This window comes from Nitrospira sp. NS4 (assembly GCF_049546785.1).
In the GTDB taxonomy this organism is placed as follows: Bacteria; Nitrospirota; Nitrospiria; order Nitrospirales; family Nitrospiraceae; genus Nitrospira_D.
Map to the genome: position 1 here is coordinate 78,087 of NZ_JBMWAN010000005.1, position 19,782 is coordinate 97,868.

Annotated in this window: 20 protein-coding genes and 1 pseudogene; 14 read left to right on the forward strand and 7 right to left on the reverse strand. The window is 58.8% G+C overall.

The features are described 5' to 3' along the window. Positions 1-16 precede the first annotated feature (16 nt). The 13 genes from ACO9S2_RS14940 to ACO9S2_RS15000 all read left to right on the forward strand — a co-directional run bounded on the left by ACO9S2_RS14940 (position 17) and on the right by ACO9S2_RS15000 (position 11,806). A complete protein-coding gene (locus tag ACO9S2_RS14940; protein ID WP_423723179.1) occupies positions 17-739 on the forward strand; it encodes an SHOCT domain-containing protein in 723 nt (240 codons plus the stop codon). A 188-nt stretch (positions 740-927) separates the two neighbouring features. Next, the gene (locus tag ACO9S2_RS14945; RefSeq protein ID WP_423723180.1) at positions 928-1,623 is read left to right on the forward strand and encodes an HAD family hydrolase; all 696 of its coding nucleotides are present in this window, start codon (positions 928-930) and stop codon (positions 1,621-1,623) included. A 419-nt stretch (positions 1,624-2,042) separates the two neighbouring features. Continuing rightward, positions 2,043-3,437, forward strand: coding sequence for a F0F1 ATP synthase subunit beta (gene atpD, locus ACO9S2_RS14950; RefSeq protein WP_423723181.1), 1,395 nt, complete (start codon positions 2,043-2,045; stop codon positions 3,435-3,437). Continuing rightward, positions 3,434-3,844: a F0F1 ATP synthase subunit epsilon gene (locus ACO9S2_RS14955; protein ID WP_423723182.1), complete on the forward strand. Its 411-nt coding sequence runs from the start codon at positions 3,434-3,436 to the stop codon at positions 3,842-3,844. The genes atpD and ACO9S2_RS14955 overlap by 4 nt, the downstream gene beginning before the upstream one ends. Further along, positions 3,841-4,110 carry an AtpZ/AtpI family protein gene (locus ACO9S2_RS14960; protein WP_423723183.1) on the forward strand — a complete coding sequence of 90 codons (270 nt, stop codon included), beginning with the start codon at positions 3,841-3,843 and terminating at the stop codon, positions 4,108-4,110. The genes ACO9S2_RS14955 and ACO9S2_RS14960 overlap by 4 nt, the downstream gene beginning before the upstream one ends. A gap of 3 nt (positions 4,111-4,113) precedes the next feature. Further along, positions 4,114-4,803, forward strand: coding sequence for a F0F1 ATP synthase subunit A (locus ACO9S2_RS14965; protein WP_423723184.1), 690 nt, complete (start codon positions 4,114-4,116; stop codon positions 4,801-4,803). Positions 4,804-4,806: 3 nt separating this feature from the next. Beyond that, the gene (locus ACO9S2_RS14970; RefSeq protein ID WP_423723185.1) at positions 4,807-5,073 is read left to right on the forward strand and encodes a F0F1 ATP synthase subunit C; all 267 of its coding nucleotides are present in this window, start codon (positions 4,807-4,809) and stop codon (positions 5,071-5,073) included. A gap of 59 nt (positions 5,074-5,132) precedes the next feature. Next, complete coding sequence (locus ACO9S2_RS14975; RefSeq protein ID WP_423723186.1) at positions 5,133-5,897, forward strand: F0F1 ATP synthase subunit delta; 765 nt, start codon at positions 5,133-5,135, stop codon at positions 5,895-5,897. Further along, positions 5,887-7,359, forward strand: coding sequence for a F0F1 ATP synthase subunit alpha (locus tag ACO9S2_RS14980; protein WP_423723187.1), 1,473 nt, complete (start codon positions 5,887-5,889; stop codon positions 7,357-7,359). The genes ACO9S2_RS14975 and ACO9S2_RS14980 overlap by 11 nt, the downstream gene beginning before the upstream one ends. Next, positions 7,356-8,210 (forward strand): F0F1 ATP synthase subunit gamma, encoded by an 855-nt coding sequence (locus tag ACO9S2_RS14985; protein ID WP_423723188.1) that lies wholly within the window; start codon positions 7,356-7,358, stop codon positions 8,208-8,210. The genes ACO9S2_RS14980 and ACO9S2_RS14985 overlap by 4 nt, the downstream gene beginning before the upstream one ends. Positions 8,211-8,277: 67 nt before the next feature. Further along, complete coding sequence (locus ACO9S2_RS14990; RefSeq protein WP_423723189.1) at positions 8,278-8,859, forward strand: hypothetical protein; 582 nt, start codon at positions 8,278-8,280, stop codon at positions 8,857-8,859. Positions 8,860-9,235: 376 nt separating this feature from the next. Then, positions 9,236-10,885, forward strand: coding sequence for a phosphoglucomutase (alpha-D-glucose-1,6-bisphosphate-dependent) (pgm, locus tag ACO9S2_RS14995; protein ID WP_423723190.1), 1,650 nt, complete (start codon positions 9,236-9,238; stop codon positions 10,883-10,885). A 126-nt stretch (positions 10,886-11,011) separates the two neighbouring features. Continuing rightward, positions 11,012-11,806, forward strand: coding sequence for a class I SAM-dependent methyltransferase (locus ACO9S2_RS15000; RefSeq protein ID WP_423723191.1), 795 nt, complete (start codon positions 11,012-11,014; stop codon positions 11,804-11,806). Here ACO9S2_RS15000 and lipA read toward each other — a convergent pair. From lipA to ACO9S2_RS15030, 6 genes and pseudogenes are all read right to left on the reverse strand, one after another. Beyond that, positions 11,803-12,735, reverse strand: coding sequence for a lipoyl synthase (gene lipA, locus ACO9S2_RS15005; RefSeq protein WP_423723192.1), 933 nt, complete (start codon positions 12,733-12,735; stop codon positions 11,803-11,805). The genes ACO9S2_RS15000 and lipA overlap by 4 nt on opposite strands. A 9-nt stretch (positions 12,736-12,744) precedes the next feature. Next, positions 12,745-13,107 (reverse strand): hypothetical protein, encoded by a 363-nt coding sequence (locus tag ACO9S2_RS15010; protein WP_423723193.1) that lies wholly within the window; start codon positions 13,105-13,107, stop codon positions 12,745-12,747. Positions 13,108-13,113: 6 nt separating this feature from the next. Then, positions 13,114-13,479 (reverse strand): hypothetical protein, encoded by a 366-nt coding sequence (locus ACO9S2_RS15015; RefSeq protein ID WP_423723194.1) that lies wholly within the window; start codon positions 13,477-13,479, stop codon positions 13,114-13,116. Positions 13,480-13,503: 24 nt separating this feature from the next. Further along, the gene (locus tag ACO9S2_RS15020) at positions 13,504-13,809 is read right to left on the reverse strand and encodes a Rieske (2Fe-2S) protein (RefSeq protein ID WP_423723195.1); all 306 of its coding nucleotides are present in this window, start codon (positions 13,807-13,809) and stop codon (positions 13,504-13,506) included. A gap of 17 nt (positions 13,810-13,826) precedes the next feature. Then, positions 13,827-14,708, reverse strand: coding sequence for an Mrp/NBP35 family ATP-binding protein (locus tag ACO9S2_RS15025; RefSeq protein WP_423723196.1), 882 nt, complete (start codon positions 14,706-14,708; stop codon positions 13,827-13,829). A 281-nt stretch (positions 14,709-14,989) separates the two neighbouring features. After that, a pseudogene (locus ACO9S2_RS15030) lies at positions 14,990-15,739 on the reverse strand (acyl-CoA desaturase); the annotation flags it as partial. 215 nt (positions 15,740-15,954) lie between these two features. On the opposite strand from ACO9S2_RS15030, the gene ACO9S2_RS15035 reads away from it, so the two are divergent. Continuing rightward, a complete protein-coding gene (locus ACO9S2_RS15035) occupies positions 15,955-18,897 on the forward strand; it encodes a proline dehydrogenase family protein (protein WP_423723197.1) in 2,943 nt (980 codons plus the stop codon). Here ACO9S2_RS15035 and ACO9S2_RS15040 read toward each other — a convergent pair. Beyond that, positions 18,790-19,686 carry a hypothetical protein gene (locus ACO9S2_RS15040; RefSeq protein WP_423723198.1) on the reverse strand — a complete coding sequence of 299 codons (897 nt, stop codon included), beginning with the start codon at positions 19,684-19,686 and terminating at the stop codon, positions 18,790-18,792. The two genes, ACO9S2_RS15035 and ACO9S2_RS15040, sit on opposite strands and share 108 nt — an antisense overlap. Between the last annotated feature and the right edge of the window lie 96 nt (positions 19,687-19,782).

Below are 19,782 nucleotides of genomic sequence, written 5' to 3' on the forward strand. Positions count from 1 at the left end.
CCGCATCCCCTGTGGGATGTGTGAAGAACACAATCGGTTCGTCCGGCTTCAGGTCGATGTGGGCCAGACACCGGAACAGAAGGGAGCACACTATTCCCATCCCCTCCTGTTAGATTCCGTTGCCTGGGCCCGACTGCTACAAGGTATTCGCGTCCAGAGCCGGTCCGAAGGATTTCTATTCGGCAGCACGACAGGACCGATCGTCGAAGCCTTTACGGCTGAGGACATCCAGTTTTTCAGCATCGCCTTGAGCAAAGCCTTTGCTGAAGCTCGACCGGAAGAAGCGGTGGTCTTCGGCATAGCTCGCTCACGCACACCGGAACTCACCGAGATCACCACGGGCAGCTGGTTTGTCACAGAAAACTCGCTCCATCTGGTTTTGGCTAACTACCGGACAGCGGTCACGCTGCCTGGCATCCGTGCGCTCCTATGGGAGGAGCCACTTCGTAGACAGCCTGGACTCCGGTATGAGCTGGTTCCCGGTGAATATCAGACTCTGGTGCACACCAAGGGCGAAGGCCCAATTCTATTCAGCTCCTCGCAACCGAGCCAGGTGGTGATCCAATACCGATCGATCGTGCGACCGGAGCCCCCCACAGTGTCTTCATCGCCGCGACCGACACTTCAGCCCGGCCCGGTGGAAGAACGGCTGGAGCGACTGAAGCGATTATGGGAGCAAGGATTGGTCACAGAGGAAGAATATGCTGCGAAGAAGAAAGAACTGCTTGATCGCTTGTAACTGAAGGCTCTGCGTGATGGCAGCCATGACGGTAACCAGACAAGAATCACTTGATGGCTCGATCAGCACTCTTGCCGCCCTGCAGGGAACGGGATGGGACTGATATGAAGTGCTCCTGTATGAATCGAGAGAACCCGACGAGAATACCTCGAGAGGGCCGCCCGATCATTCGCATATAAGGAGGTTGCATGGGATCGCCGACCGTCGTCTTCCTGCTGGATGTGGACAATACGCTGCTGGACAACGATCGGGTCACGGCCGATCTGAAACGCCATCTGGAGCAGGAAGTCGGCCACGCGCGGGAGCAGTTGTATTGGACCATCTTCGAGCAGTTGCGGAGTGAACTGGGCTATGCCGACTACCTGGGTGCGCTACAGCGCTATCGTCTCGAATACCCGCGCGACCCACACCTGCTGACGGTGTCTCGCTTTCTCGTGAACTACCCCTTCGCTGATCGCTTGTTTCCCGGCACGCTCGGCGTCATTACACATCTCAAGCAATGGGGCAAGCCAGTGATCCTTTCCGATGGCGATGTCGTCTTCCAGCCGCGGAAGATTGAACGATCGGGACTGTTCGAGATTGTCGATGAACATGTACTCATATACGTTCACAAGGAGCAAGAGTTGAACGACGTCGAACATCGGTACCCTGCCGATCACTATGTACTGGTGGACGACAAGCTTCGCATCCTCACTGCCATCAAGACACGCTGGGGATCCCGGGTGACCACCGTGTTTCCCCGTCAAGGGCACTACGCGCACAATCCCAAGACATTGGCGAGCTTTCCTCCGGCAGACCTGACCATCGATCGTATCGGCGATTTGCTCCGTTATGACCTGCAGAAACTGCTTGACGCATCAAGAATCGAGCTTCCTCTTGTTTAACGAATCGTCCATCGGCATCCGATCGTGGTATTCATCTCTACCTCGCTGCCACTGTTCTCGGCCACCCCATCACAATAAAAAGCGTGCGACTGTGTCAAGTTGACTCAACTCGACATAACTAAACAGCGATGGCTCACAACCGACATTGAAAAACCTGCATTCCTTGGAGACATATTGAGGCTTTTCTGGGCAGCCCCGGAAATGCCCCCCGTAGAACAATTCCCCACATAACTCCCTCCGCTCCGACCTGCTGAGGGAGCGCAATTGATCGAACCTGTTGTTTTTCGTGATCCTGGAAGCTGAGCGCATCAAAGGTATCGAAATTGCTTCTCCGCTGACAGAGATACCGCTCTTTTATGGCCCGAAGCAGAACGAACTGCTCAATCACCCGTAGCTGAAGCCTCAGCGTGATGGCGGAGATGATGATACACGCGCGAGCGTCTGACGAGGATCCCATCGGGATAATTGCTGCTGTCCATGGGCCGGTTGTCGATATCGCCTGCGACCACTTACCTCCTCTCCATCGGGCGCTCTGTTCCGCCCTCGACAGCGAGCGCTACACGTTCGAGGTCTACCAACACCTCGACGAGCGTCACGTTCGAGCGATTACCCTTCACAGCACAGGCGGGTTGCAGCGGGGAATGCCGGTCTTTGATACAGGCGCACCATTACGCGTGCCGGTGTCTCCGGACTGTCTCGGTCGCTTGTTGAACGTCTTCGGCGAACCGCTGGATGGGGGACCGGCTCTGAGCAGCAAGCAGTTTCGCAACATCCTCGGTCAACCCGTGCCTCTCCACCAGACGGTCAGCGCGAGCGGAATTCTTGAGACAGGGATCAAGGTCATCGATTTGCTCTGTCCCTTTATCCGGGGAGGCAAGACAGGCCTGTTCGGCGGAGCCGGAATCGGCAAGACGGTCCTTATCACTGAGTTTATGCATGCCATTGTGGCACTCCACCAGGGTGTCTCGGTATTCGCCGGCGTCGGCGAACGGATCCGCGAAGGGCACGAACTGTGGCATGAGATGCAGCAGGCCGGAGTCATGCCGCACACGCTGATGGTCTTCGGCCAAATGGACGAGTCGCCAGGGGTACGGTTTCGGGTCAGCCTCGCGGCACTCAGCTATGCCGAATTCTTGCGAGACAGCCTGGGTAAAGAAGTGTTGTTCCTGGTGGACAATGTGTTTCGCTTTGTCCAGGCCGGGAGTGAGATCTCCGGACTCCTGGGGCGGATGCCTGCGACTGTTGGCTATCAGCCGACATTGATGAGCGAGGTCGCCGAACTCCAAGACCGGATCATCTCGACGACCCAAGGTGCGATTACGTCCGTGCAGGCCATCTATGTGCCGGCGGACGACATGACCGACCCGGCCGTCACCAGCATCCTCAACCACCTTGATACCAGCGTGATACTCACGCGCTCCCAAGCCAGCAAGGGATTCTATCCGGCCGTCGATCCGCTTCAATCCAGTAGCAAACTGATGGACCGGCATTTCCTCGGAGACCGGCACTATGGCGTAGCCGAGGGGGTACGAGAGCACCTCGCCCGGTACCGTGAACTGGAAGACATCATCAGCATGCTCGGTCTGGAAGAACTCTCTGAGACGGACCGCCGGATTGTGGTGCGCGCGCGTAAACTGCAACGATATCTCACGCAGCCATTTCACGTCACATCCGCCTTCACCGGCATCGCCGGTGCTTCTGTTTCACTGCAGCAGACCCTTCAGGACTGTGAAGCCTTCCTGCGCGGCGAGTTCGACGATGTGCCGGAAGATCAGTGCTATATGCGCGGCAGGATGAGGGAGGCGTCGCGATGAGGAGTTTCGTCCTCCATCTGCAAAGCGCCACGCAATATGAGCGTCTGGACAACGTGACCGCCTTCGTGGGGCAGGATGCTTCCGGGAGCTTCGGCATCATGGCAGGCCACGAACGCACGATGACACCACTGTTGTTCGGCTTGGCTCGCTTTCGCATGGCGAACGACGAGTGGGAATTCCTCGCCCTCCCGGGAGCGATAGTGTACTTCACCAACAACGAACTGTTCCTCAGTACCAGACGATACCTTCGCGATCGCGACTGCACCCGCATCACGCTCGCGTTGGACGAGCAATTGCGGGCCGAGGAAGTTTCATTACATCAGGTCAAGGAAAGCCTGCGGCGGTTGGAAGAGGAAATGTTCAAGCGTCTGTGGAGTCTGGGCCGCGGCCGAGAACCGAACCTATGAAGAACCATGACGAATTGAAGCAGCAAGTGACGAAACAACTTAGTCGCATACAACAGGCCGAGAAGGATCGTCCGACACTGCTTGCGCAAACGGCTTACCTGGGCACGCTCGGTCTACTCTTCGTTGTGCCGGTCATCGTAGGGGCGTATCTGGGCCGTTGGCTCGACGGACTGGTAGAAGGGTATTCGCTCCGTTGGACCTTGAGTCTGATTATTCTGGGGGTGGGTATCGGAGTGGTGAACGCCTATCTCTTTATAAAGGAGTGAACGATGACGGGATTCGGTGCCTCACGGGAGATCATACTGCAAATTGGTCCAGTCCATATCACGCAGTCGGTCGTCGTGACCTGGGGAATCATGCTGGCGTTAGCGCTTTTCTCCTGGCTTGGGACGAGACAGCTTGGCCTCCAGCCCAGCCCGCTGCAAGTGATTTGCGAAGGTGCGGTCGAAGCCATCGACGATGCCATTCGTGCTGTCCTGCCCGGCCATTCGGACCGAGTCTTCCCCTTCATTGCCACGTTATGGATTTTCGTCGTCTTGGCCAACCTGATCGGACTCATTCCAGGTCTGCATGCACCGACAGGTGATCTGTCGGTGACAGCGGCTCTGGCCATCCTGGTCTTCTTATCGGTGCACTGGTTCGGCATCCGCATCGAGGGAGTGAAGCAGTACCTTCGCCACTACCTAACCCCCTCGCCACTTCTGCTTCCGTTTCACCTCATCAGTGAGATCACACGCACGCTCACCTTGGCGGTCCGTCTGTTCGGGAATATGATGAGCCTCGAGATGGCGGCTTTGTTGGTTCTGCTGGTAGCCGGTTTTCTGGCGCCCATTCCTCTCTTGATGCTGCATATCGTTGAAGCGTTGATCCAGGCCTATATTTTCGGCGTGCTGGCATTAATATACCTGGCCGGCGCCATTCAGACACAAGAGTTGAGATTACAATCAGAGAAGGGATGACCTATGCGAGACATGACGTGGTTCACCATAACGTCCACGGTAATCGCCGCCGTTGCGATCGCGATCGGCACCCTCGGGCCGGCCATTGCGATGGGACGAGCCATTACCCAAGCCCTGGAGGCGTTGGCCAGGCAACCGGAAGCGGAAAAGTCCATTACCCGCACCTTGTTTATCGGCCTGGCCATGATCGAGTCTCTAGCCATCTACTGTTTGGTCATCGTCCTGATCATTCTCTTCAGAAATCCGCTGCTGGAGTACATGCTGAAGTAAGACTGGTCAGCCGAGCGGCCGACGTCATCGTGCGCGTCACGAATCCGGAAAGGCGAAACGTGGAATTGGATTGGTCAACTTTCGCGCTGGAAATTCTCAACTTCCTGGTTCTGGTCTGGCTGCTCAAGCGCCTGCTCTATAAACCGGTACTCAATGCCATCGCCAAGCGCAAGGCAGAGATCCAGCGCAGCCTCTCCGACGCGGGCACGATGCGTCAGGAGGCACAAACCCTCCGAGAACAGTATGAGCATCGCCAGGCCGGATGGAATGAGGAGAAGGAAAAGGCTCGGAACCAGATGCTGGAAGAGGTAGCCGCAGAAAGAACTCGCCTCTTAGCCGCTCTCCGGTCTTCGCTCGAACAGGAACGTGAAAAAACCAAGGCGCTGGAAGAACGACGGCTGAACGAGCTGACACGCCAAGTGGAAGATGCGGCTATTGCCCAGGGGGGACAGTTCGCAACCAGGCTCCTGTCACGATTCGCGAGTCCCGAACTGGAAGCAAGGCTGGTCGAGTTGGTTATCGAAGATCTGCGCCGGCTTTCCGAGGAACGACGGCAGGCCATCCGGACGGCTTGCGCAAAGGCTGACATTGCCGTCATTGTCAGTAGCGCCCATGCACTCAACCAAAGCCAGCGGCAGTCCCTGCAGGAGACATTCGAGTCGTTAAGCGGCCGGGCCATTCCTTGCGAGTGGCGGGAAGATGCGCACTTGCTGGCCGGTATCCGTCTCAGTCTTGGTCCCTGGATGCTCGGCGCAAACCTGCAGGACGAATTGAAATTCTTTACCGAGGCACTGCGCCCTGTGAGTCCCACCCATGCCTCGTAACTCGCTCCTCGCCACCCAAGCAGCCTGGCTCGAACGCTACCGCCTGGAGTTGCGCATCCTGGAACAAGGACGCGTGGGGTCCGTGGGGGATGGCATCGTCTGGATCGAGGGACTCCCCTCCGCCGCCATCGAAGAAGTTCTGTCTCTCGAAGACGGAAGCCGCGCACTGGTTTTTGACCTGTCGAAGGAGCGGCTCGGGGGGATCCTGCTGACAACGACAGCCCAGCTGACTGCCGGCACGGTCGCCCACCTGTCCGGACAACGCCTGAGCCTTCCAGTCGGAGACCCGCTGATCGGGCGCGTCATCAACCCGTTAGGCGATCCACTCGACGGACAGCCCCCGCCGGAGTGTCCTAGCCGACGAGAACTGTTCGCTCCATCGCCACCCATTGTCGCCCGGGACTTTGTCCACCGTCCCCTATACACGGGGAGCAAGGTCGTCGATACACTCATCCCCATCGCCAAAGGACAGCGGCAGCTGATCATCGGAGATAACGGTGTCGGGAAGCGGGCCTTTGCCCTGGACACGGTCATCAATCAGCGGGGAAAGGACGTGCGCTGTGTGTATGCCTTGATCGGTCAGAAGCGGTCGAGCGTCGTCAATACGATGGAGACGTTGCGGGCCTATGGCGCGATGGACTACACCACCATCGTCGCTGCTGAGGCAACCGCGCTTCCCGGCCTTAAATATCTGGCTCCCTTTGCCGGCTGCGCCATCGCTGAGGAATGGATGTGGCAGGGCAAAGATACGCTGGTGGTGTACGACGACCTCACCACCCACGCGCAGACGTACCGGGAGCTGTCCTTGCTGTTGCGTCGCCCGCCCGGGCGTGAAGCCTATTCGGGCGATATATTCTTTCTCCATTCACGCTTGCTCGAACGATCCACCTGTCTGGCATCAAAACTGGGAGGCGGCAGTATGTCCGCCTTGCCGATCGTCGAGACGACCCAGGGAGAAATCGCCACCTACATTCCCACAAACCTGATTTCCATCACCGATGGACAAATCTACTTCGACGCCCGTCTCTATTCCGCCGGCGTGGTGCCCGCCATCGATGTCACCAAGTCGGTCTCACGGATCGGGGGGAAGGGACAGCATCCGCGGATAAAGGAACAGGCAGGACGCATGAAACTGGACTACCTGCAGTTTCTCGAGCTGGAAGTCTTCACCCGTTTCGGGGCCCGATTGGAAGCCTCGATGGAAGCCAAAATCAAACGCGGTCGGGTCCTGCGGGAACTCTTGAAACAAGACCGGCTGTCCCCGCTGCCAATCGAGTTTCAGATGGCGTGGCTCATCGGGTTTAACCGGGGGTTATTTGACGATACGCCGCCGGGACATATCGGGCAGTGGCTCCAACGGATCGCGACCAAACTGAGCGACAGTTCACTCACTCTGGATAATCGCGACGACCAATGGATTGAGGCCGTGACAAGCTGGCTCAAGGAGGGTTCCGCCACGTGAGCAGGCGTCGAGAACTGGAAGACCATCTCCATGCCTTGCGCGAGATCAGCGGCATACTGCGCGCCATGAGAAACCTTGCGCTCATGGAGACACAAAAGTTGACGCGGTTTCTCGCCACGCAACGCCGGGTCGTCGAGAGCATTGAGGCCGCCGCCGTGGATTTCTTTACCTTCTACCCGGAAGCCACACGACACATGGGTAAGGGCACACCGGTGTTTCTGATTATCGGGTCCGAACGCGGATTTTGTGGCGACTACAATGAGCGCCTGCTGGATGGTGCAGAGCAACACTTCAAAGAACGTGCACTCCAACAACCACTCCTGATCGCTGTCGGTCGAAAGCTCACGGCGAAGCTGGACCATGACCCACGTGTTGAGGCTTCTCTGGCTGGTCCTACTGTGGCCGAGGAGGTTCCCTCTGTGCTCATCAGTCTGATGGAGACGCTCAGAGACTTGCAGACACGCCAGAAACCGGGGATCCACTTGGAGTTCACAATTGTTCATCGGAGTGCCTCGGCCGAAGGAGACCAGATCCACGTGCACGAGCCGATGAAACCATCCCCGCATCACTCGGCCCGATTCGCCTACCCCCCGCTTCTCAACCAAGCCCCGTTCACGTTCGCCAAAGATCTCATCGACCAGCACTTGTTCAGCCTCTTACATGAGGTGTTCTACAGCTCCTTGATGGCCGAGAATCTCCGCCGCTTCCAACACATGGACCAAGCCATCCACCGGCTGGAGAAGGAGACGGCGGAACTTGTTCTCAGCGGTAACGCGTTGCGCCAGGAGGAGATTACTGAAGAGATTGAAGTCATCATGCTGAGTGCTGAGGCGCTGAAGAAGCAATGGTAGTCGCCTTTCCACTGCCGTGTACTCTTCACACAGAGGGTGTTGTGGAATGCGATCGTATAAGAGAAATATGATAGCCACTGGCATCATCACCGCGCCCGTCATTGCGACAACCATCGCACTGCTTATCACATCGTTCGGATGCACCCCTACGGTGCGGCCGCTGAATCCGGATAACCTTCAGATCGAGAAGGCTGAAGATGCCCTGGTATTTGGCCGGATCCATCTGATGCTCAACGGGAAAGATCAGCACACCGGTCTCCGCTACCCCACTGACGTCGAATGGTGGATTTCCGAGGAGACCCGAGGAATGCGTTTCTTCATCGACGATCTTCCCATCGAGGGCCCATACATCCTAAGACTCCCGATTGGACGTTACCGGATCACGGCCCTGAGCTTCGACGATGCGCTGGGCAAATGGCACAGCAACCTTGCGGCCGCATTCACAGTCCGGCCCGGGTGTACATATCTGGGGACATGGGAACTCCAGATGCAAACAGGAATGTTTTCCGGGGAAGTGTCTGGGCAGGTAAGCGATCAGCTTGCGTCGGCGCGAGGTGATGTAGGACAACTCTCCTGCTCGATCACCGTTATGCTGCTGGAGTCAGCCCCGCAGGGGCGTGTGAGACTCGTCATCCCCCTTGCAGACTAAGTGTGCACCTTAGACCCGTACAGTGCTCAAGACGCGAAAGGAAGGCAGCATAACGTGTCGCGTTGAATTCATACGCCAGCCACGATTTGTGAATAGATTTACTTCCGATCGACCCTCTGTCAGCAGTTTGACTTCGCAGAGTTCCCAGGGGCCATTCAAGGGTCCAGCATAGGAGTTGTAAAGATTCCAATGTCTTCCAATGGAGAGAATGTAAATAGACCTATCTCCTCGGACCTCTCCCTCTCATCGATCCGCAAGATCCCTAGAAAACTCCGTGATCCAGTTCTATTGAGCTTCTTCCGCTCTCTCTGGTTGACACGCCTATCGAAGAAGGTTACACCACCGGAGTCATCCACTTAGGTTGAGAGGTCTTCTTATGGCACTCCATCCACTTGCAGGCAAACCCGCGCCGGCATCCATGATCGTGGATATTCCGGCACTCATTGATCAGTACTCGAGCCGCAGGCCTGACATCACGGTCCGAAGCCAGCGTGTGGCCTTTGGAACTTCAGGCCATCGCGGGTCATCCCTCAAGGGAAACTTTAACGAAGATCATATTCTGGCTATAACTCAAGCTGTTTGCGAATACCGAGCCTCCCAACACACGACCGGTCCGCTCTATCTCGGAATGGATACCCATGCACTCTCAGAGCCGGCCTGGATCACGGCTCTGGAAGTCCTGACTGCGAATGGCGCGGACGTGATGATCGATGAGGACGGCGGCTATACGCCGACTCCAGTCATCTCCCACGCCATCCTCTCGTACAACCGAGGGAGGAAGGACGGGCTGGCTGATGGCATTGTCATCACCCCCTCCCACAATCCTCCCGAGGACGGGGGCATCAAGTATAACCCGCCGCAGGGCGGCCCGGCTGATACCCAGGTCACCAAGTGGATCGAAGACCGGGCCAATGCGCTCCTTGCTGCGAATCTCCGAGGCGTCAAGCGCCTGCCGATCAATCAAGCCCGGCAGGCATCGACCACCCATCGGCACGACTACATCCGCGCCTATGTGGGCGACCTCGGCAACGTCATCGACATGGACGCCATTAAGTCCGCCAAGCTGAAGCTCGGTATCGACCCGCTGGGCGGCTCAGGCATCGCCTATTGGCAGCCGATTGCCGACCGCTACGGATTGAATATCGAGATTGTCAATCCGACGGTCGATCCCACCTTTCGCTTCATGCCGCTGGATTGGGACGGCAAGATCCGAATGGACTGCTCCTCCCCTTATGCCATGGCAAATCTGATTGCGCTCAAAGACCGCTTCGACGTGGCCTTCGGAAACGATGCCGATAACGATCGCCATGGCATTGTGACCAGAACCGCCGGCTTGATGAATCCCAATCACTATCTAGCCGCCTCGATTGCCTACCTCTTTGCCCATCGTCCAGGATGGAATCCAGGCGCCGGCATCGGCAAAACGTTGGTGAGCAGCAGCCTCATCGATCGTGTCGCCACCAAGCTTAAGCGGAAGCTGGTCGAAGTGCCGGTGGGCTTCAAGTGGTTTGTCAGCGGGTTGCTCGACGGCTCTCTCGGCTTCGGCGGCGAGGAAAGCGCGGGCGCGTCGTTCCTGCGCCAGGATGGCACCGTGTGGTCCACCGACAAAGACGGCATCATCATGGATTTACTCGCAGCCGAAGTGATGGCCAAGACCGGCAAAGATCCAGCGGCGCTCTACCACGACCTGACCGACGAATTGGGCGAACCGGTCTATGAGCGCATCGATGCCGCGTCGACGCCCGAGCAAAAGGCCGTGCTCTCGAAGCTCTCCCCCGCCCAAGTTCAAGCGACCCAACTCGCCGGTGACAAGATCGTCGCCATGATGACCACCGCGCCGGGCAATGGCGCAGCCATTGGCGGATTGAAAGTCGTCACTGACCAAGGCTGGTTCGCCGCCCGTCCATCAGGGACCGAAGATGTGTATAAACTGTATGCGGAAAGCTTCCGCGGGAAAGATCACCTCAAGCAGATTCAAGACGAAGCGCAAGCACTCATCACCAAGGCCTTGGCCTCTGCCACATGAGATTACCGCAGGCCTGGCGGTTAACGGACATGAGTATCGAGAATGTTTGAATGGGGTAGCGCGGCTCTACTCATCTGCAAACTCGTCTTCGAGTCGATCGGCTCTGTATGGGTATGATGTAGGGAGATGATGACGGATCGCGCTCTTCGCTGGCCTCTTCCCAAGCACGATTATTGGTCCACGCCCTTTGCGGAATCGTTACTCCTGCACCTGGATCTCGGTCCAGGGTTGCGGATTCTCGATGTCGCCTCGGGGCATGGAATCCCCGCCTTCTACCTCGCGGAGCACGTTGGGCCGACGGGACAGGTTCTGGCCCTTGATCTGAACCAGCATCAGGTGGCTCGCGCCAGAGCCATTCAGGGTTCACAGCTCCCCTGGCTTCGCTTTGACTGCGCCGACATGCGGGCGCTGCCTGCCGACCTCCCTACTTTTGATCGCATCACCGGCAATCTGTCCGTCATGTTCTTCCGGCCCAAGCGGGTTGAAGCCGTGCGAGGATTGATTGAACATCTCACACCCGGTGGCCAGATCGTGCTGACGTTTCCTTCGCTGGGCACCTTTGCTTCGCTCTGGCAACGAGTCGATCAGGAAATGGTGAGGCGGAGTTTGCCAAGAGAACGGGCACGCTTTCAGGAGTATCTTGCCGAGCGGCCCTCTGTGCATGAGGCTCGAGGCTGGCTGGAGTCGCAAGGGCTCGAACGGATCGAAGCGGTGGAATACCCGCTCGAAGTCGCGACTGGCCCGGGCCATGAGTTTCTCTACCACCCCCTGCTCCGTGGCGGATTCCTTGATGACGTGTATGAGTCCTTTGAGGATCAGAACCTGGCCGACCAATTCATGACCGGGATCTCAGAGGAGGTGCCTCGATTTGTCCCACTGATCGCACAACGCTGCGTCCTATCAGGATGGGCAGGAGCCTAACTTGAAGAGACTTGTTGCTCGGCGTGGTAGGAACTCCGCACCAGGGGGCCGGATTCGACGTGAGTAAATCCCATCGTAACCCCCTCCTCTTTCAAGAGCGCAAATTCGGCAGGATCATAGAAACGGGCGACTGGGAGATGATCTCTGGTCGGCTGGAGATATTGTCCGATGGTGATGATGTCACAACCGACCACTCGCAGATCGCGCATGACTTCGCGGGCTTCGTCGAGCGTTTCACCCATCCCAAGGATCAGTCCAGATTTGGTCGTCATGCCTAGCTGTTTGGCGTTGTTAAGTAAGTCAATCGACCTCTGATACTTCCCTTGCGGTCTGATCGACGGGAACAGCCGACGCACGGTTTCAATGTTATGGTTCAGGATCTCCGGCTTCTCGACGCAGACGGTCGCAAGCGCCGCCTCATTGCCTTCAAAGTCCGGTATCAACACTTCAATGGTACAAGCCGGGCTCAGTTGTCTGGTCTTGCGGATCGTCTCGGCAAAGATCCCGGCGCCGCCATCCGCTAACTCATCCCGGTTCACCGACGTGATGACGGCATGGCGCAGGCCGAGCGCCAGCACGGCTTCAGCCACCCGTTGCGGCTCTGCGTGATCCACTGGCTGCGGCCTCCCCGTTTCGACAGAGCAGTAATGACAGCGCCTGGTGCAAATATCGCCGAGAATAAGAAAGGTGGCGGTACGGGCGTTCCAACATTCCCAGCGATTGGGGCAGCGGGCTTCTTCGCAGATCGTATGCAGCTTGAGCCGGTCCATCGTCTGCTTGACATCGAGATAGTCAGGACCGGTGGTCGCTCGCACTTTGAACCAGGATGGAAGCCGTTTCGAAGAACCGATAGTCGATGGCTGATGGCTGATAGTCCGGGACGAGCCAGGGGGGGAAGATCGAAGCTGGTCGAGCGGGATAAAGCTCATGGCTGATCACTATTCGTTGATTGTACGGGGACGAAACCAGTTCATGACTCTTGTCAGGAACCCTTCCGGCTCCGGTTCCGGTCGGGGATCCGGGTATTCAACCCAGATCTCCTGCGAACCAAGGTACACGCCGCCGCGAAAGCTCATCTGCGTACGCAATTGCCGATACCCGTGGGCATGAAGTAATTGTATCAACAGATGGAGCGCCTCGTCTTGCGTCGGGTGCAGGTCGGTCTCGACGCGCGTGGTTTCATAGCGGAGAATCGCGCGGTATCCCTCCTCGGTCTGCGCAAATTCGATCGGACGGCTGAAGCCGCGTTCCCGGACATCGAGTCCGGCGAGTTGATGTTTATCGAGGCCGGGTTGCCCCATAGGTGACTACTCTAAGGCGCGGAACACGGCGACAAGATCGCTCAAGGCAATGGTCTTATTCTTGAGAATCGCCCGCTCTGCTTGGATGGCCTCACGGGTCTTGGCGTCCGCGGGGCCCGACTTCAGGCAGGAGGCGCCGAGCGCCAGGATGCGGTCGCACTCTTCCCCGAGCTTTTTCTTCACCACGGGATTCACAGACAGAATCTCCATGAGCTGCCGTCTGGTCTCGGTCAGATGCCCCTGGAGCTCGGAGTCGGGATAGCTCTTGCGCGCCGCCTCGTCGAAGCAGCGGTCGAGGTATTGGGCCAGAAACACATACAGCCTGACGAGTGCGGCCGCGATATCGATTTGCTCTTTCGCCGAGGTGGCCATACGCCCCCCTTTCTTGTAGAAGGCCTAGAGTAAGGCCATGATGTCGGTGCCTTCGACCTTCACCTGGTAGACCTCGACTTTGGCCGAGGGATTCTTCACGCATTCGCCCGTCGTGATATTGAATTGCCAGCCGTGCCAGGGGCAGGCGACGACATTACCCTCCAGGTCGCCTTCGCCGAGCGGTCCCCCGCGATGCACACAGGTGTTGTCGATCACATGGAACGTGCCGTCCACGTTGAACACCGCGAGAGTTTTGCCGCTCACTTCCGCCACCATACCGTGGCCCGGTTTCACATCGGCTGTGCCCGCCACACGTACGAACTCTGCCATCGAATGCCTCCATCGAGTTATGAGCTCTTGGTGAATGGTTGCTTCAGCTTGTCGAGCAAGTTCCCGATTGACGGTTTGCCCTGATCGGCAGGGCCGCCGACGGCCGCTATGATCTTCTGCGCGATGTCGCGGAAAGCGGCGGCCTGGGGCGAGTCGGGATTGGCCGTCACTATCGGGTGGCCGGTGTCTCCCCCGTCGCGAATCGCGGGATCGATGGGAATGCGGCCCAGGAACGGAATACCGAGTTTCTCCGCCGCCCGCTCGCCGCCGCCGTAGGAAAAAATCTCCGTGCGCTCTCCGCAATGGCCGCACACGAAGTGGCTCATATTTTCGACGATGCCGAGCAGCGGCACATTCACCTTTTGAAACATCGCCATGCCCTTGCGCACATCGTAGAGAGCCACTTCCTGCGGGGTGGTGACGGTGATGGCGCCGGCCAGCGGGACCATCTGCGATAGCGACAACTGGACATCGCCGGTGCCGGGCGGCAAGTCGATCAACAGATAGTCCAGTTCGCCCCAGAGGACGTCTCTGAAAAAGGCCTGGAGATATTGATGGACCATCGGGCCGCGCCAGACGAGCGGCGCTTCTTCCGGAACGAGGAAGGCCATGGAGATCAGCTTGACGCCGTGACTTTCGACCGGAACGATCTTCCCGTCTTTCTGCTCGGGGCCTGTGGTGCTCCCCATCATCATCGGGATGTTGGGGCCATAGAGATCGGCGTCCAAGAGGCCCACTTTGGCCCCGGTCAGTGCCAACGCGCAGGCCAGGTTGGCGGAGACGGTGGATTTCCCCACGCCGCCCTTGCCGCTGCTGATCGCGATGATGTGTTTCACGCCGGAAATGAGCGCATCTTTCGGTTGAGCCTGCGGGGCTCCACCCGGATGTTCGTCTGCCATAAGGGAATCCTCCCGATCTCTGTGTGTGCAGCAACCAGCCACGCGGCCGCTGACCGTCTGGATGCTACCCTGTGTGAGGGCATCATAAGCGAAGGAGCGAGAGAAAGGAAATGGGCCGGTCGGACCATAGCTTCCTATGGCCCGACCGGGGAAGACCAGCGTGGTTTTCAGAATACCGAAGGATCGAGGCGACGCAGGTTGGTCGCCAATCCAAGCAATGAGAGCGTATAGATGATCCATTTCGAGGGATCGAAGTTATACCACTCGGGACCGTTCCGATAATCGCGGGCGTAGGTGTGATGGTAGTTGTGATACCCCTCCCCGAAGCTCACGAAAGAAATCAGCCAGCTATCGCGGCTGCTGTCTTGCGTCCCGTGCGGCTGGCTGCCGATCATGTGGCAGAGCGAGTTGATCGTGAACGTGGAGTTCAACACCATAAACATGCGCAGAAGCCCGCCCATCAAGAGCCCGCTCACCCCGCCCATCAAGCTGCCATGCCACCAGATGCCCAGCGCAAAGGGCAAGGCCAGGCCGGAGATGACGATCGGCCAGTAGTAGCGGTGCTGCCAGAGAATCACCGGATCGCGGCGGAGACGGATTTCATACTTGTCGGTGCGATGGGGCGTTTCGTAAAAGAGCCAGCCGCAGTGGCTGTGCCAAAACCCTCTGCTCGCGTTGTAGGGATCTTCGTCCGTGTCGGTTTTTGCATGATGGCGGATGTGGTCGGCACACCAGATGAGCGCGGAGTTTTGCAACGCCCAGCCACCGACAACGAGAATGATGCGCTTGACCCAGTCGGGGCACTCGAAACTCTGGTGGGAGACCAGCCGGTGATAGCCCACCGTAATCCCCATGCCGGTCACGATGTACATGACGAAAAAGAGGAGCCAATCAAAGAGGGTAAAGCCCACGTAGTACCCGTAAAGCGGGATGCCGATCAGCGTCGCGGCGGCCACGGCACAAAACAGCATGAGATTCATGTAGGAAAAGGCACTCTGACTTGAGGAGACAGGTTGATCGGTCGCGGTCATTCGTCCTCCTGAATATGAGATTCATGCAGTTCACCCTACCGGCCTCCGGTGAACACCGACTAAGTCATACATCGTACCGAAAAATACGACATTGTTCAACCATCGCAGAGTAAACTGCCGGTCTTCCACCCGCCATCTGATGAGGGAAACGAGCAACGAATCTGTGCAACTGGAGTATACTGAGCCGAGTTCTGAGCTGCCCCGAGGGAACCTTGATGACGTTGCCGCGCTTACTCGAACCGGCCATTCTCCGAATCGGCACCCACCTCTCCCGACTTTCCGCCGGCCTCTCCCCGACTCTCTTTGACCGCCGTTGGTGGTCCCAGTCGGCCATCAATCTGGCGATGAAGGACCAGGCCTTTAAGGCCCACCTGTTCCATTTCATCGATGTGCTGCCGGCGGTCGCCGATGATGCGCGTGTCGTGTCCCTGGCCGAGGAATATTTTGGCCGGCTGGACGGAGACCTCTTCGGACTCCAGTGGGGGTTGAAGACGCTCGCATCGACCGGCCTCGGTGCGCGACTGACCGGTAAGGCGATCCGTCATCAAGTCCAGCAGATGGCAAGAATGTTCATCGTTGGAGCGACGGTAGAGGAGGCCGCACCGGCATTGTCCCGTTTGTGGAGCGAGGGGCGCGCCTGGTCCGTGGATCTTCTTGGCGAGGCCACCATCAGCGACACCGAGGCGGATCACTACCGTAATCGCTGCCTGGACGCATTGACCGGGCTGGGTGAAGCGGTGGGCACATGGCCTCCCTCCCCGCTGCTGGAGCGGGATCACCTCGGCTCATTGCCGCGGGCACAGCTGTCGCTCAAGATATCTGCGCTGACCTCGCGGCTGGATGCCATCGATCCGGAGGGCTGCTATCGCGGCGTGGCGTCCCGGCTTCGGCCCATCGTGGATCTCGCCGCAGCGAAATCCTGCGGATTGGTCTTCGATATGGAGCAGGCCGACACCAAAGACCTGCTCCTCTTGATCTTCAAGCGATTGTTCGCCGAGCCGGCCTATCGCTCCTACCCGCATGCGGGCCTGGCGCTGCAAGCCTATCATCGCGCGACCGGACAGGACATTCAGGACCTCCTGGCATGGGTGCGCACGCGCGGGACTCCCATCACGATCCGTCTCGTCAAGGGAGCCTATTGGGATTCTGATACGGTCCGGTATCGCCAAGCCGGATGGCCCGTCCCGCTGTTTGAGCAGAAGGCCGAGACCGATGAGAACTATGAAGCGCTGATCCCTACGCTGCTGCAAGAGCCACAGCTCATCCGTCCTGCGTTCGGCACACACAATCTGCGCACGCTCGCGGTGATTGAGGCGGTCGCAGAGGCGCAGAAGCTTGCGCCGGAGACGCTGGAATATCAAATGATCTACGGCATGGCCGAGCCGTTTCAGCAGGCGATGGTGACGCTCGGCCGCCGGGTGCGGCTCTATACCCCGGTGGGGCAATTGCTGCCGGGCATGGCATACCTGGTCCGGCGTCTGCTCGAAAATACGTCGAACGAATCGTTCTTGCGCAAAGAGTATGTGGAGTCGCAGTCCCTGCCGACGCTCCTATCACCCCCAGCGGTGATCCGTCATCCGGGTGAGCAGAAACCGTCGAACGAGTTCAACAATGAACCGCACAGCGATTTCTCACGCCCGTCGGTTCGGACTGCCATGCATGACGCGATCGCCGCGGTGCGGTTGGACTTAGGACGCACATGGGAATCGGCCCCGAACGACCTCCGTCTCAGCGGCTCGTTGCTGGAGTCTCATAATCCGGCGCGGCCGGAGGAAGTCACCGCCTCTGTGCGTGCCGCGTTGGTAGCAGATGTGGATCCGGCGGTGCGCCTGGCCCTCTCCCGCAGTGAATCCTGGCATCGTCGCCCTGCAGCCGAACGGGCTGCCGTCATGCGGCGTGCGGCGGCCCTGATGCGCGAGCGGCGGTATGAACTCGCTGCCTGGGAAATCCTCGAGGTGGGAAAGCCATGGCGGGAAGCGGATGCAGACGTCGCCGAGGCCATCGACTTCCTTGAATTCTATGCGAGCCGGATGGATCGGCTGGCAGCACCGCTCAAGCTGGGAGACCGGCCCGGAGAACTCAACCACCGGGTCTATGGACCACGGGGCGTGGCGGCAGTCATCGCACCATGGAACTTTCCGCTCGCCATCCCTGCCGGCATGGTCGCGGCGGCATTGGTCACCGGGAACACCGTCTTATTCAAGCCGTCAGAGCGCGCTTCGTTGATGGGCCGGTTGCTGACCGATATTTTGATGCAGGCCGGCATCCCGTCGGGCGCGTTGCTCTGTCTGCCTGGTGGACCAGAGATCGGACGGGCGCTGGTCGGTCGCCCGGAAGTCTCGACGGTGGCCTTCACCGGTTCAAAGGAGGTCGGGCTTCAGATCGTCGCCGGGGCAGCGACCATCCAGCCGGGACAACGACTGGTCACGCGGGTGATCGCGGAGATGGGGGGGAAGAATGCGATCATCGTGGATGATACGGCGGATCTCGACGAAGCCATCCTGGGCGTGGTGTCCTCCTTCACTGGGTACGCGGGCCAGAAGTGCTCAGCCTGTTCGAGAGCCATTGTTCATGCGTCCGTGTATGAGCAATTCCTCTCTCGCCTGAAGGACGCCGTCGCGAGTCTCACGATCGGCGATCCGCTCGATCCCGGCACGCAGGTCGGTCCCGTGATCGACGCCAGAGCCAAACAACGTATCGAGGATTACATTGCGCTGGGACAACAGGAAGGCCGCCTTCTCCTGCGCCGCCCGACAGACGGGCCCGGCTATTTCGTCGGACCGACGGTCTTAGCGGATGTGACGATGCACCATCGCATCGCCCAGGAAGAAATATTCGGCCCGGTCCTGGCGGTGATGAAAGCAGCCGGCATGGAGGAGGCGATGGACCTGGCGAATTCGACGGCCTACGCCCTCACCGGCGGCGTCTATTCACGCAGCCCTGCGAACCTGGCGCTGGCGCGTGAGCGGTTCGACGTGGGAAATCTCTATGTGAACCGGCCGATCACCGGGGCCTTGGTCGGCCGCCAGCCCTTCGGCGGCCATCGACTCTCAGGAGTGGGCGCGAAGGCGGGAGGAGACGACTACCTGACGCAATTCATGATCAGCCGGATCATCAGTGAAAATACCCTCCGGCGCGGGTTCGAGGCGGCTGACTGAGCCGCGCGCCGGCGCGATGCGGTACTCTTCCAGTTCCTCCATAATCTCGGTCACGACCCCTCGATCTTCCTTTACGGCCGAGAGTTCCTGCCGCTCGACATATTTCACCAGCCCGACCCCTTTGGCGAACCAGGCGGTCATCACATCGGTCCCGCGGGTGGACTTTTCGCCGCTCGACAGATGAATCTCCATCGTCATGCGCGCTTCCACCTTGACGGCATCTTGAAAGGTGCCGGCCGGAACCGTGACGCTTTCGCGCGCCACCACGCTGGTCCAGCCCTTCACATCCACGGTTTCATCGGTGCCGTCGCGATCCATATCGGCGCCGAAGTCCAGCCCCGCGCGGTCGAACTGCTGAAAGGAGGACGGGGCCTTCATCGGAAACCGGACAATCTGATAGGGCGTGATTTGTTTTTCGAGCGGCGTGCCGGGATCGGACCCGTAATACACGATCCCCACCACATCGCGCCGGTAGTAACTGTCCGACGGTCCGTGGTTGCCGGGATTGCTGTCATGGAACACCGTGACCGTCATGCCGTTGAGGTTCTTGGTTCCGGTCACTTCAGACACATTCGCAAAATACTTGAGGTCGATAGTTTGGATCGGGCCTTCGGAAATCTGTCCGCGATACTGCCAGCGATTGCCGATCTGGTCGGGAAAATAGTCGGCGGATTGGGCGATCGGCAAGGCCTCTTCAGCCGCAAAACAGGAGCGGCCATCGACTGCTGCCGTGGCCACGAGCAGCCCTGTGAGAACCAATGCCGAGAATGTCCCTGGTATATGCCGCATGCATCCCCTCCTCTGTTAAAAATGACCGTACCACAGGACTTACAGATGCAGCAAGGAGAGCCGCGGATCGATCCGTCCGGGCTTGCGTTGCGGAGA

What these genes read in the sequence shown, in the direction of transcription:
- ACO9S2_RS14990 (WP_423723189.1), top strand. Translation starts at nt 8,278, where the DNA reads ATGATAGCCACTGGCATCATCACCGCGCCCGTCATTGCGACAACCATC.
- ACO9S2_RS14960 (WP_423723183.1), top strand. Translation starts at nt 3,841, where the DNA reads ATGAAGAACCATGACGAATTGAAGCAGCAAGTGACGAAACAACTTAGT.
- ACO9S2_RS15020 (WP_423723195.1), bottom strand. Translation starts at nt 13,809, where the DNA reads ATGGCAGAGTTCGTACGTGTGGCGGGCACAGCCGATGTGAAACCGGGC.
- pgm (WP_423723190.1), top strand. Translation starts at nt 9,236, where the DNA reads ATGGCACTCCATCCACTTGCAGGCAAACCCGCGCCGGCATCCATGATC.
- atpD (WP_423723181.1), top strand. Translation starts at nt 2,043, where the DNA reads ATGATGATACACGCGCGAGCGTCTGACGAGGATCCCATCGGGATAATT.
- ACO9S2_RS14980 (WP_423723187.1), top strand. Translation starts at nt 5,887, where the DNA reads ATGCCTCGTAACTCGCTCCTCGCCACCCAAGCAGCCTGGCTCGAACGC.
- ACO9S2_RS14945 (WP_423723180.1), top strand. Translation starts at nt 928, where the DNA reads ATGGGATCGCCGACCGTCGTCTTCCTGCTGGATGTGGACAATACGCTG.
- ACO9S2_RS15040 (WP_423723198.1), bottom strand. Translation starts at nt 19,686, where the DNA reads ATGCGGCATATACCAGGGACATTCTCGGCATTGGTTCTCACAGGGCTG.
- lipA (WP_423723192.1), bottom strand. Translation starts at nt 12,735, where the DNA reads ATGAGCTTTATCCCGCTCGACCAGCTTCGATCTTCCCCCCCTGGCTCG.
- ACO9S2_RS14940 (WP_423723179.1), top strand. Translation starts at nt 17, where the DNA reads ATGTGTGAAGAACACAATCGGTTCGTCCGGCTTCAGGTCGATGTGGGC.
- ACO9S2_RS14965 (WP_423723184.1), top strand. Translation starts at nt 4,114, where the DNA reads ATGACGGGATTCGGTGCCTCACGGGAGATCATACTGCAAATTGGTCCA.
- ACO9S2_RS15035 (WP_423723197.1), top strand. Translation starts at nt 15,955, where the DNA reads ATGACGTTGCCGCGCTTACTCGAACCGGCCATTCTCCGAATCGGCACC.
- ACO9S2_RS15010 (WP_423723193.1), bottom strand. Translation starts at nt 13,107, where the DNA reads ATGGGGCAACCCGGCCTCGATAAACATCAACTCGCCGGACTCGATGTC.
- ACO9S2_RS15025 (WP_423723196.1), bottom strand. Translation starts at nt 14,708, where the DNA reads ATGGCAGACGAACATCCGGGTGGAGCCCCGCAGGCTCAACCGAAAGAT.
- ACO9S2_RS15015 (WP_423723194.1), bottom strand. Translation starts at nt 13,479, where the DNA reads ATGGCCACCTCGGCGAAAGAGCAAATCGATATCGCGGCCGCACTCGTC.
- ACO9S2_RS14955 (WP_423723182.1), top strand. Translation starts at nt 3,434, where the DNA reads ATGAGGAGTTTCGTCCTCCATCTGCAAAGCGCCACGCAATATGAGCGT.
- ACO9S2_RS15000 (WP_423723191.1), top strand. Translation starts at nt 11,012, where the DNA reads ATGATGACGGATCGCGCTCTTCGCTGGCCTCTTCCCAAGCACGATTAT.
- ACO9S2_RS14970 (WP_423723185.1), top strand. Translation starts at nt 4,807, where the DNA reads ATGCGAGACATGACGTGGTTCACCATAACGTCCACGGTAATCGCCGCC.